7 protein-coding genes are annotated in these 12976 nt (G+C 31.8%); all 7 read left to right on the top strand.

Going from position 1 to position 12976, the window contains the following annotated elements; genetic code table 11:
* The 7 genes from MED152_RS11980 (at position 1) to secDF (ending at position 12934) form a co-directional block, all read left to right on the top strand.
* Positions 1 to 1410 carry an amidase family protein gene (locus MED152_RS11980; protein ID WP_041383663.1) on the top strand — a complete coding sequence of 470 codons (1410 nt, stop codon included), beginning with the start codon at positions 1 to 3 and terminating at the stop codon, positions 1408 to 1410.
* The gene (gene gatB/aspS, locus MED152_RS11975) at positions 1401 to 4739 is read left to right on the top strand and encodes a bifunctional amidotransferase subunit GatB/aspartate--tRNA ligase AspS (RefSeq protein ID WP_015482153.1); all 3339 of its coding nucleotides are present in this window, start codon (positions 1401 to 1403) and stop codon (positions 4737 to 4739) included. Before MED152_RS11980 ends, gatB/aspS begins: the two co-directional genes overlap by 10 nt.
* Positions 4740 to 5021: 282 nt before the next feature.
* The gene (gene gyrB, locus MED152_RS11970) at positions 5022 to 6959 is read left to right on the top strand and encodes a DNA topoisomerase (ATP-hydrolyzing) subunit B (RefSeq protein ID WP_015482152.1); all 1938 of its coding nucleotides are present in this window, start codon (positions 5022 to 5024) and stop codon (positions 6957 to 6959) included.
* Between the two features lie 100 nt (positions 6960 to 7059).
* Complete coding sequence (locus tag MED152_RS11965) at positions 7060 to 8058, top strand: DUF6588 family protein (protein WP_015482151.1); 999 nt, start codon at positions 7060 to 7062, stop codon at positions 8056 to 8058.
* Between the two features lie 128 nt (positions 8059 to 8186).
* Positions 8187 to 9113 carry a malate dehydrogenase gene (mdh, locus tag MED152_RS11960; protein WP_015482150.1) on the top strand — a complete coding sequence of 309 codons (927 nt, stop codon included), beginning with the start codon at positions 8187 to 8189 and terminating at the stop codon, positions 9111 to 9113.
* A 75-nt stretch (positions 9114 to 9188) separates the two neighbouring features.
* Positions 9189 to 9803: a hypothetical protein gene (locus MED152_RS11955; protein ID WP_015482149.1), complete on the top strand. Its 615-nt coding sequence runs from the start codon at positions 9189 to 9191 to the stop codon at positions 9801 to 9803.
* A 158-nt stretch (positions 9804 to 9961) separates the two neighbouring features.
* Positions 9962 to 12934 carry a protein translocase subunit SecDF gene (secDF, locus tag MED152_RS11950; RefSeq protein WP_015482148.1) on the top strand — a complete coding sequence of 991 codons (2973 nt, stop codon included), beginning with the start codon at positions 9962 to 9964 and terminating at the stop codon, positions 12932 to 12934.
* Positions 12935 to 12976 lie beyond the last annotated feature (42 nt).

Raw genomic sequence — 12976 nt, 5'->3', positions numbered from 1 at the left:
ATGGAGTCGCAAATACATAAAATTCATCAACAACTGATGAACAAAGAAATAACTTGTACCAAATTGGTTAAAGATCGATTAGACTTACTAAAAGCAAATACTTACAACACTGTAAATTCACTTTTAGAGGAAAAAGCTTTGGAGTTAGCCAATAAAGTAGATGCTAAAATTGCAAAAGGAGAAACCTTAGGTTTATTAGAAGGAATTCCATTTGGAATTAAGGATGTTTATATGGTACAAGGAACGTATACTACAGCAAGTTCTGACTTGCTAAAAAATTATAAATCTGCCTATACAGCAACAGCCATTCAAAAATTATTAGATGCAGGTGCAATCCCATTAGTAAAAGAAAATTGTGATTCTTTTGGTCATGGTTCATCCTCAGAAAACACCATTTTTGGTGCTGTTAAAAATGCTCTAAATCCAGATTTAGTTGGTGGTGGTTCTAGTGGAGGATCTGCAGTTAACGTCGCAAAAGAGTATACTGTTTTTTCAATTGGAGGAGATACTGGTGGTTCTATTCGTCAACCTGCTGGTTATAATAACGTATTCGGTTTTAAACCAACTTATGGTAGAATTTCAAGATTTGGATTAATGGCCTATGCATCTTCTACAGATTGTGTTGGTCCAATCGCAAAATCTACTGAAGATATCAGAATTGTTTTAAATGTAATGAGTGGGAAAGATGTAAAAGACCAAACTACATTTCATTCAGAAAGCATATCTAAAGAAAGCACTCTAAAAACTGATGGCATCAAAACAGTTGGTTACTTTAAAAACTTTATAGAAAGTGATGCAATTGACGCTCAAGTAAAAGGAGATTTTTTAGCATCGATAGAAAAAATAAAATCAAAAGGAATAAAAGTTAAAGAACTAGATTTCTTTGAATCTGACACCTTAGTTTCTACATATTATACTTTGGCAATGGCAGAAACTGCTTCTAATTTATCAAGATTAGATGGCACAAATTATGGTGATAGAATTGAAGGTAAAAATTTAAAAGACACCTATGCTATTACACGTTCAGAAAACTTTTCTGAAGAATCTAAAAGAAGAATTGTAGGTGGAAATCAAGTGTTATCTCAGGGATTTTCTGATGAAATTTATTTAAAAGGATTGAACTTAAGGGATCAAATTGCTGATAATTTCGAAAAAGATTTCAAAGAAGTAGATATCATATTATCACCTGTTACACCTTCTACTCCACCAAAAATTGGAGACAGCTTAAAAGATCCTTTGGCTATGTATTTGTCTGATGCCTATACTGTTGGTTTTAGCTTAGGCCAATTACCAACGTTAACCATACCAAAAGGAACATCAACTGGGTTGCAAATTTCAGCAGCTAAAAAAAACGATGAACTTGTAATACAATTTGCTAATTTCTTAAATGATTTGATATTATGGAGCTAGAGAAATTAAATGATTTATTAAAAAAATACGAGCTTGAACTCGTAATCGGTTTAGAAACCCACGTACGTTTAAATACAAAATCGAAGTTGTTTTGTTCTTGTGCAAACCAAGAAACAACACAACCAAACATCAATATTTGTTCTGTTTGTACAGGACAAATGGGCGTTTTACCATCTATAAACAAAGAAGCAATTACCAAAGCAATTTACTTTGGAAAAGCTGTAAAATCTACTTTTGAAAATGAGGTGATTTCTTGGGATCGTAAACATTATGAATACCCAGATAACCCTAAAAATATACAAATTACTCAGTTTCATAATCCTGTAATTCCTGATGGACAAGTTTCTTGTTTTAGAAATGACGGTTCTCAATTTACGGTAAACTTAACGCAAGTTCATATTGAAGAAGATGCTGCAAAATTAATGCACGAAAAGAAAGTTTCTTTAGTGGATTTTAACAAAGCAGGTGTACCTTTAATTGAGATTGTTACAGAACCTTGTATTCGTCATATAGAAGATGCATCAACCTACGCACAATATATTCAGAGAATTGTTCAAAATTTAAAAATCTCTGAAGCAAATCTTGAAAAAGGGGAATTTAAATCGGATGTTTCTGTATCACTCAGAAAAAAACACAGCTATAATTTAAATCCTCGTACAGAAATCAAAAACTTGAATTCTTTTAAGTTTATGATTGAGGCTCTAAAAGAAGAAGTAGAAAAACAACTGAATTACTATATAGAGCATAAAGAATTTAGACCAGACCAAACCACAGTATTGTTTGATGCAGATTTAAAGCAAACCAAAACAATGCGTAAAAAGGAGTTTGAAGCAGATTATCGTTTTATTTCTGAGCCAGATTTGCCTTTTGTTAACATCAAAAATGTTGTAGAAACCATTGATGTTGATATTAGTTCTTTGCCTTTTGCAGTAGAATCTATTTTAATTAAAGGTGGAGTTTTACCACAAGATGCTAAGTTTTTTACGGCAGATTCTCTACGTTCAGAAACTTTTATTGCCATTAATAATGTGATAAAAGACCCTTCTTTTGTAGCTAAAACATTGGTAAATAATATTGCTGCTGATGAATATGCCAATATTCATAATGTAAATCAGTTAGTTGAAATTTTTCAATTATTTAAAGCCGATAAAATTACTTCTGTTTTAGTACAGAATGGAATTACAAGATATTTAAAAGATCGTACTTTCGATTACAATAAATATTTTGAAGACAATACCATTTCCGAAGATAAAATTAAAGATGCTGTATCTAAAGTAATCTCTGAAAACGAAGCTATTGCTAACGACATTAAAGCTGGAAACCAAGGTAAAGCCGGAATTTTGGTTGGTAAAGTCATCAAAATTATTGGAAAAGGTGCTTCTGGAAAAGTGATTCGCGAAGAAATTCTTAACGCTGTTAGCGATTCGCCTTTAGCTGTTAGTCAAGTACCAAAAGCTAAAGACCAAAAGCTAAAAGCAAATAACGAAAAGCAACAAAAAAGTACTGATAACGAAGAGTTGCAACAAACTCCCATAATAATCAAGGATAACTACAGAACCCATAAAATATCAGATTTATCTGATGATTCTATCAAAATAGAAGTAACATTATCTGGTTGGGTTTCTAGTGTTAGAGATCATGGCGAGTTAATTTTTATCGATTTAAGAGATTCTAGCAATCAGGTTTTTCAAGTTCGTTTAAGTAGAGAAACTTTTCCGAATTTAGATGAATTGGTAAAACTAAAACCAGAAACTGTAATTATGGTTACTGGAGTTGTAGTTCAGAGAAGAGAAGACGATTACAATTCAGGTTTAAGAACTGGTAAAATAGAACTTGAAACATCAGCATTAGAAATTTTAAACCTTTCTAAAACATTGCCTTTTGAAATAAAAAGAGCAATGAAAACAAATGAAACTACTCGTTTTCAATACAAGTTTTTAGATCATAGAAATGACGAAGTTCGCAAAGCAATTGTAAACAGACATAGGGTAATTAAGTTACTACGTGATATTTTAGATGAAGAAGAGTTTTTAGAAATAGAAACGCCAATTTTAACAGCAGGTACAGATGAAGGTGCAAGAGAATTTATTGTACCAACCAGGAAACAAGCAGGCTCTTTTTACACATTACCACAAGCGCCACAACAGTTTAAGCAAATGTTAATGGTGGGTGGATTTGAAAAATACTTCCAAATTGCACGCTGTTTTAGAGATGAAGATTCTAGAGGAGATCGTCAGCCAGAGTTTACACAATTAGATATTGAAATGGCGTATGCAAGTATGCAACAGATTATCGATTTAAACACCAAAATGTTCAATAAAATTGTGCAGAAAATTTATGGCAAAAAATGGATTTTACGTCCTTTTGAGGTAATTACCTACAAAGAAGCCATGGATAAATATGGTTGTGATAGACCAGATTTACGTTATGGTTTAGAAATGCAAGATATTACTGACATTGTAAAAGATACCACTTTTCAAGTTTTTAGTAAACCTATTGATGATGGTGGAATTGTAAAATGTATTAAAGTTTCTACTGAAGAACAAGGCAACAAACGTATGTCTAAAGGACAAATAGAAAACTTGACTGCCATTGCTCAACAAAATGGTTTAGGTGGTTTGGCTTACATTATTGTAAATGAAAATGATTTGCAATCGCCAATTATTAAATTTTTAGGCGAAGAAATTGCAGCAAATATTATAGAAGCAACTGATGCACAAGTTGGAGATATCGTGTTTTTCTCAGCAGCAGATTATGCAACTGCAAACAAAGCTTTAGATGCTGTTCGTCAAGAAATGGGACGTATTTTAAAATTGATAAATCCGAAGGAATTAAGACCAGCTTGGGTGGTAGATTTTCCAATGTTCGAAAAAACAGATGAAGGCAGATGGACGTTTACACACAATCCATTCTCAATGCCAGCTGTTTACGATTTAGAAAAACACATGAATGGTAAAGAGGACGAAATAGGAACAATCATCGCACAACAATACGATTTAATTTTAAATGGTTATGAAATTGGTGGTGGATCTGTTCGTGCGCATAAATCAGAAATTTTAGAAGCGACCTATAAAAATATGGGTTATAATAAAGAGGAAATGCTAAAGAGTGTTGGAACCATGTATAAAGCGTTTCAATATGGGGCACCACCTCATGGAGGAATTGCTTGGGGTGTAGATAGGCTAATGATGATTTTAGAGAAAAAAGCTTCAATTAGAGAAGTAATGGCTTTTCCTAAAACAGGAACATCAGAAGATTTATTATTTAATGCACCATCAATTCTTTCTGATAAAAAAGTTGAGGAAATGAATGTGAAAATCATAAAGTAAAACCAATCCTCCAACCTTAAACAATTCGATTGTTTAAAACCTCGCATTTGCGAGGTTTTTTTTATGAATTCATTTTTCAATGAAAAATAAAAATTTCAAAATAAGCAAAAATCAACTTTTTAAGCCTTTTAAGCCACTTTCTTGTTTTTTAACAAATGTTGATAATTTAAAGACAAGATTGCTAAAAAAGCTTTAAAATCAGTTTAAAAATTGTAAATTTGATTTTACACTTTTGTCATTCTTGACAATAATTATCAACCTAAAATAAAATTCACTTTTATAATGAGCGAAGAAAAAAAACATAGTTATGATGCGTCCAGTATTCAGGCACTAGAAGGTATGGAGCATGTTAGAATGCGCCCTTCTATGTATATTGGAGATGTTGGTATTAGAGGTTTACATCATTTAGTTTATGAAGTTGTGGATAACTCTATTGATGAAGCAATGGGTGGTTATTGTGATACTATAGAGGTTACAATTAACGAAGATAATTCTATTACTACCAAAGATAATGGACGTGGAATTCCTGTTGGTTTACATAAAAAAGAAGGCGTTTCTGCATTACAAGTTGTAATGACAAAAATTGGTGCTGGTGGTAAATTCGATAAAGATTCTTATAAGGTTTCTGGAGGTTTACATGGTGTTGGTGTTTCTTGTGTTAATGCATTATCAGATCACTTAACAGCTACAGTACATAAAGAAGGTAAAATTTGGCAGCAAGAGTATGAACGAGGAAAAACTTTATATCCTGTTAAAACTATTGGAGACACAGATTTTACAGGTACAATTGTTACTTTTTTACCAGACAAATCTATATTTACACAAAGTACAGAGTACAATTACGAGACTCTTGCTACAAGAATGCGTGAATTAGCGTATTTAAATAAAGGAATAACAATCACCTTAACTGATAAAAGAAATAAAGATGATGAAGGAAACTTTATCTCAGAAACTTTTCATTCAAACAAAGGTTTACCAGAGTTTATTGAGTATTTAGATTCTACTCGTGAGCAATTAATTGCAAACGTAATTTCTATGGAAGGTGAGAAAAACGGAATTCCTGTAGAAGTTGCTATGGTTTACAACACTTCATACGCAGAAAATTTACATTCTTACGTAAACAACATTAATACACATGAAGGTGGTACTCACCTATCCGGTTTTAGACGTGGTTTAACAGGAACTTTAAAGAAATATGCAGACGAATCAGGTTTACTTAAAAATGTAAAATTTGATATTGCTGGTGATGATTTTAGAGAAGGTTTAACTGCAATTGTTTCTGTAAAAGTAGCAGAACCACAATTTGAAGGACAAACAAAAACTAAATTAGGAAATAGAGAAGTAACTTCTGCAGTATCTCAGGCTGTATCTGAAATGCTTACAGATTATTTAGAAGAAAATCCTAATGATGCAAAAACCATTGTACAAAAAGTAATTTTAGCAGCCACTGCAAGACATGCCGCTAGAAAAGCAAGAGACATGGTGCAACGTAAAAGTGTGATGTCTATTGGTGGTTTACCTGGTAAATTATCTGACTGTTCAGAAACTGATCCTGCTCAATGCGAAATTTTCTTAGTTGAGGGAGATTCTGCAGGTGGAACAGCTAAGCAAGGTAGAGATAGAAACTTTCAGGCCATACTTCCACTTCGTGGTAAAATCTTGAATGTAGAAAAAGCAATGCAACATAAAGTTTTTGAAAACGAAGAAATCAAAAACATGTTTACAGCTTTAGGGGTTTCTATTGGTACAGAAGAAGATCCAAGAGCGCTAAACTTATCAAAAATAAGATACCATAAAGTAGTTATTATGTGTGATGCCGATGTTGATGGTTCTCACATTGCTACTTTAATTTTAACATTCTTCTTTAGATACATGAAAGAAATGGTTGAGCAAGGCTACATTTATATCGCTACTCCTCCATTATATCTAGTAAAAAAAGGTCAAAAGAGACAATATGCCTGGGATGATGATCAACGAGATTTAATTGCCCAACAAATGGGTGGTTCTGTAACTATACAACGTTACAAGGGTCTTGGAGAGATGAATGCAGAGCAATTATGGGATACTACTATGAATCCTGAATTTAGAACTTTAAGAAAGGTAGTTATTGATAGCCCAACAGAAGCAGACAGGGTATTTTCTATGCTTATGGGTGATGAAGTACCACCAAGAAGAGACTTTATAGAAAGAAATGCAAAATATGCCAATATAGACGTTTAAGATACTCGATATGAAATACTTTATACACACTTCAATAATTGAAGTGTGTATTTTTTTTTATCTTAGCTTTAAATAAATTCATCAATCAAAACCCAAAAAAATGAAAAAGTACACATTAATCTTAATAGGCCTTTTTGTCTTTTCGTTTCAAACGAAAGCACAAGATGGTTTTGAAGGCTATCTTTTAGCTGACAACAATGACAGAAGTAAATTAATAGAAGCATACGTAAATCCTGCAATGAAAGGTTTAATCTACGGCATGAATAATGGCTGGTATCATACAGCTAAGGTTCATAAAACGTTAGGTTTTGACATTTCTATTGGGTTAAATGCATCTCTTGTTCCAGATGAGGATGAAATTTTTAGCCTTTCTGGTTTAACATCCATAAATACAGGGTCTATCACAGCTGCAACAGTAGCTGGCTCAGAAGACAATACACCTTTAACTACAGTAAATTTTGTGGAAAATGGTACAGCTTATAGCACCACATTTAACGCACCTGGAGGTATTAAAGAAAGTTTACCTTTAAGTGCAGTGCCTGCTCCTGCTGTTCAAGTAAGTTTAGGTTTACCTGCAAAATTTGAAGTAAATTTAAGGTTAGTGCCTAAAGTTGGAGATGATGATGTAAAAGGAAATCTTTTTGGTATAGGTCTTAAAAAAGAAATTACAGATTGGTTTGGCCCATTAGACAAAACACCTTTGCATGTGTCACTTTTAGCTGCATACACTACAATGACTGTAGATTACAATATAGAAAGTAGTGGCGATTTAAATGTGACAGATGGTTTGGCTGAGTTTAAACTTAACGCATATACTGTGCAGGCAATTGCCTCTTTAAACTTTCCTATAATCAATGTATATGGAGGAATTGGTTATGGTGCAGGTAATTCTACGTTAAATATGTTAGGAGATTACACCTTAAGTTATGGAGCAGAAAGCAGAACAGTTTCTGATCCTATTACTTCAGAGTTTGATGCTGGTGGATTTAGAACAACTGCAGGTTTAAGATTAAGTTTAGGCTTCTTCAAAATATTTGGTAGTTACACTTTACAAGAATACAATACAGCCAATCTTGGAGTTGCTTTTAGCTTTAGATAAAATATCAAAGTAAATTATTAAAAGTCTGTAATTTTACAGACTTTTTTTTTGCTTATTATTAAGACATTACACAATCAAAATTTGTATTTTTACAACTTTCAATAATTAATAAATAAAATTAAATAAAAATGAAAATTACAGTAGTTGGTGCAGGAGCAGTTGGTGCAAGTTGTGCAGAATATATAGCAATTAAAAATTTTGCTTCAGAAGTTGTATTATTAGACATTAAAGAAGGTTATGCAGAAGGTAAAGCAATGGACTTAATGCAAACAGCTTCTCTTAATGGCTTTGACACTAAAATTACTGGTAGCACTAGCGATTATTCTAAAACTGCAAACTCTAATATTTGTGTAATTACTTCTGGTATTCCAAGAAAACCAGGTATGACTCGTGAAGAATTAATTGGTATTAATGCAGGTATTGTTAAAACAGTTTCAGCTAGTTTAATTGAGCATTCACCAGAAACAATTATCATTGTTGTATCTAACCCAATGGATACTATGACCTACTTAGTACACAAAACTACAGGTTTACCAAAAAATAGAATTATTGGTATGGGTGGTGCATTAGATTCTGCTCGTTTTAAATACAGATTGGCTGAAGCATTAGAAGCACCTATTTCTGATGTTGATGGAATGGTTATTGGTGGTCATTCAGATAAAGGTATGGTTCCTTTAACAAGATTAGCTACTCGTAATTCTGTGCCAGTTTCAGAATTTATCTCAGAAGAAAGATTAGAGCAAGTAAAACAAGACACTAAAGTTGGTGGGGCTACCTTAACTGGTTTATTAGGTACTTCTGCTTGGTATGCTCCAGGAGCTGCAGTATCTGGTTTAGTACAAGCAATTGCTTGCGATCAAAAGAAAATATATCCTTGTTCAACTTTATTAGATAGTGAATATGGTTTAAATGACTTATGTATTGGAGTTCCTGTGGTATTGGGAAAAAACGGTATAGAAAGTATTGTAGAAATTAATTTAAGTGATGCTGAAAAAGATCATTTAAAAGAATCTGCAGCAGGAGTTTCTAAAACAAACGGATTACTAGAACTATAGTAAACCTATTTATTGATATTAAAATAGATTGCTTTTACATCTGTTAAAAGCAATCTATTTTTTTATATTTGAGCCATGAACACAAAATGGTACTTAAGTACACTTTTAGTTTTATTAATTTTTCTTGGCACTATACAAGAAAAAAATCCTTCTCCTAATCAAGAAATTGTTTTAGAGTTTACTCATGCTAAAATAAATGATGCTGAAAAGGAGCTTACCATTATCGATTTAAAAAATCGATTACAAATTGCTGGTGCTTCTAATATTCAAATTCAAGAAGCTAAAAATGGTAAGTTAAAAATAATCTATTTTAGTAAAGACCATGTATCTATCATTAAAGATGCACTTGCACTAAACAATTCTGCATCCAACAACATATCTTCTAATCCTTTAGAAGACAACAAATATCCATCAGAAGAAACTTCAAAATTTAATATTGATGTTTATGAATTAGATTCAGGTTCATATTCGTCTAATCTTGATGGTAATTCTATTTTAGAAATTAAATACGATTCAGACAGATTTACAAACAATCAGAATTATGCATCGTCTTTAAAGTCGAATTTACCCGATTCTAAAATATCAAAAAAACTAAAATCTAAGTTTTACAATTCAAAACAAATTGTAAAAAACAGTACTTCACATAATATTCCAGAGGTTAGAGCTGGGCCAAACTTCTTCTTATCATAAGACTAAACTGTTATTCTTATAACAGAAAAACAGAATCAGAACTAGAGACAAACCCAAAGTTCTGAAAACAAACTATTAAACAAAATTAAATGTCAAGAAAGTTCGAGAAGTTATCTATATTTGCTCGTTTTTAAAATTTTTGACTAAAACCATATAAAATGCAAAACAAAGGATTAATAAAATTATTCGCTATTCTTTTTGGATTGGTGAGTTTATACCAATTATCATTCACTTTTTTAGCAAATAAAGTAGAAGATGATGCTGTTGAGTACTCAAATGAAAGAGGTGCAAATAGTGATGCTAGAGCAAAAGCTAAATTCGAAAGAACGTATTTAGATAGTGTAGCAAGTAAAGAAATTATAGATTTAGGTATAGCACAATACACCTATAATGATGTAAAAGACAAGGAAATGAATCTTGGTCTTGACTTAAAAGGAGGTATTAATGCAATTTTACAAGTATCTGTAAAAGAAGTTTTAAAAAGCTTATCTAACGATTCTAAAAACGTGGCTTTTAATACTGCTTTAGAAAATGCAGATGAAAGACAAAAAGAAAGTAACTTAAATTATTTAGACTTATTTTTTGAAGAATTTCAAAAAGTAGCTGGTGATACTAAATTGAGTGATCCTTCAATTTTTGGTACAAAAGCGTTAAGTGAAAAAATCTCTTTTGATGAAGCTAACATTACAGTAAGAGAAACTTTACAAGAAGAAATTAATAGTTCTATTGGTACTGCTTTTGAAGTTTTAAGAAGTAGAATTGATAAATTTGGTGTTACACAACCAAACATTCAAAGAATTGGTAATTCTGGTAGAATTCAAATTGAATTACCAGGAGCTAAAGATATAGAGCGTGTTACAAAGTTAATTACCAGTAAAGCTGAGTTACAATTTTGGGGTGTTTACACAAATGCAGAAATTCAGAACTTTTTCTTCGCTGCAAACTCTAAAGTAGCAGAAATGTTAAAAGATGATTCTGTTTTAGAGCAAGAACAAGACTCTGCAAAACAAGATGATATTGATGATTTATTAGGTGAAGAAGCAGATTCTACTAAAGTTCAGAAAAGCTTATTTACTTACTTATATCCAAACGTTGCGCAATCTCAACAACAATTAAGTTCGGTTGTAGCAAGTGCTAGAGTTTTAGATACTGCAATGGTTAATGATTTACTTTCTAAGAAAGAAGTAAGAGCATTATTACCAAATGAAATTAAATATGCTAAATTTTTATGGGATTATAAAGCTGTAGAAGGTGCTGATGGTGCAGAAATTATTAGTTTATATGCCATTAAAGGGAACAGAAATGACAAACCTACTATTGAAGGTGATGTTATTTTAGATGCTGCTCAAGTTTTTGACCAACTAAACAAGCCTGAAGTTTCTATGACAATGAATAGTTCAGGAACAAAACAATGGGCTAAAATGACTGCTGATAACGTAGGTAATTTTGTTGCTGTAGTTTTAGATGATTATGTATATACAGCTCCTTCTGTAAACCAGGTAATTAGTGGTGGTAGAACTTCTATTTCTGGTGGAAGTATGACAGTTGCTGAAGCAGAAGATATTTCTACAGTATTAAAAGCGGGTAAATTACCAGCAACTGCAAGAATAATTCAAATTGAAGTAGTTGGGCCATCTTTAGGACAAGAAGCAATTGATGCAAGTTTCCTATCATTTGGTTTAGCAATTATTTTAGTTTTATTATGGATGATTTTATATTATGGTAAAGCAGGTGCATTTGCTAATGTTGCATTAATAGTAAATATTTTATTCATCTTTGGTGTATTAGCTTCGTTTAATGCAGTGTTAACTTTACCTGGTATTGCTGGTATTATCTTAACAATAGGTATGTCTGTAGATGCCAACGTAATTATTTTTGAAAGAATTAAAGAAGGCCTATTCAAGAAAAAAGGTTTAAAACAATCTGTAGAAGAAGGTTTCTCTATTAAAGGAGCTTTATCTGCAATTATAGATGCAAACATTACAACATTATTAACAGGTATAATTCTTTATGTTTTTGGTACAGGACCAATTAAAGGTTTTGCCTTAACCTTAATGATTGGTATTGCAACTTCATTATTTACGGCCGTATTTATTACGCGTTTATTAATTGATAGTTCAGTAAATAAAGGATCTAACCTTACCTTTAACACCTCTTTTTCTAAAGGATGGTTCCAAAACATTAATGTAGAATTCTTAAAGAAACGTAAGATTGCTTACATTATTTCTGGTACAATTATTATTGGTGGTTTAATTTCTATATTCTCTATTGGTTTAAAACAAGGTGTAGATTTTAAAGGAGGAAGATCTTATGTTGTACGTTTTGATCAAGATATGAATGCTACAGAAGTAGCAGGTACTTTAAAAGATGCCTTTGGTTCTGCTCCTGAGGTAAAAACTTACGGACAAGCAAATCAATTAAAAATTACAACTGTTTACAAGATTGAAGAAGAAGGTACAGAAGTAGATGAAGAAGTACAAAATACTTTATTTACAGGTTTAAAACCTTATTTAGGTGATACTACTTACGAAAACTTTAAGCCTGGTTTTGAAAAGCAAGGTGCAGGTGTTATGAGTTTTATGAAAGTAGAACCTACAATTGCTGATGATATTAAAACATCTGCTTTATATGCAGTATTTGGTTCATTAATTGTAGTTTTCTTATACATCTTACTACGTTTTAGAAAAGTATCGTTCTCATTAGGTGCAGTAATTGCTGTTTTTCATGATGTATTAATTGTATTAGGTGTATTCTCTATTACTTACAGTTTTATGCCTTTCGATATGGAAATAGGCCAATCATTTATAGCAGCTATACTTACAGTGGTAGGTTACTCCTTAAATGATACAGTGGTTATCTTCGATAGAATTAGAGAGTTTGCTGGTTCTTATCCAAATTGGAAATACAGTAAAGTTGTAGATTCTGCCTTAAGTTCAACCTTGGGTAGAACAATAAACACATCTTTAACAACATTATTAGTAATGTTAGCTATCTTCTTATTTGGTGGAGATTCTATTAAAGGATTTATGTTTGCTTTAATTGTGGGTGTTGTAGTAGGTACATACTCATCATTATTTGTGGCAACACCAATTATGTATGATTCTTCTAAGAAAGAGTTAAAGAAAAAATAATTTTATTTTTAAATATAAAAAAACCGTTTTGAACTAAAATCA

The organism is Polaribacter sp. MED152, assembly GCF_000152945.2.
Lineage (GTDB): Bacteria > Bacteroidota > Bacteroidia > Flavobacteriales > Flavobacteriaceae > Polaribacter.
Note: the sequence above shows the minus strand (reverse complement) of the source record. Positions and strands in the feature narration are given on the sequence as shown.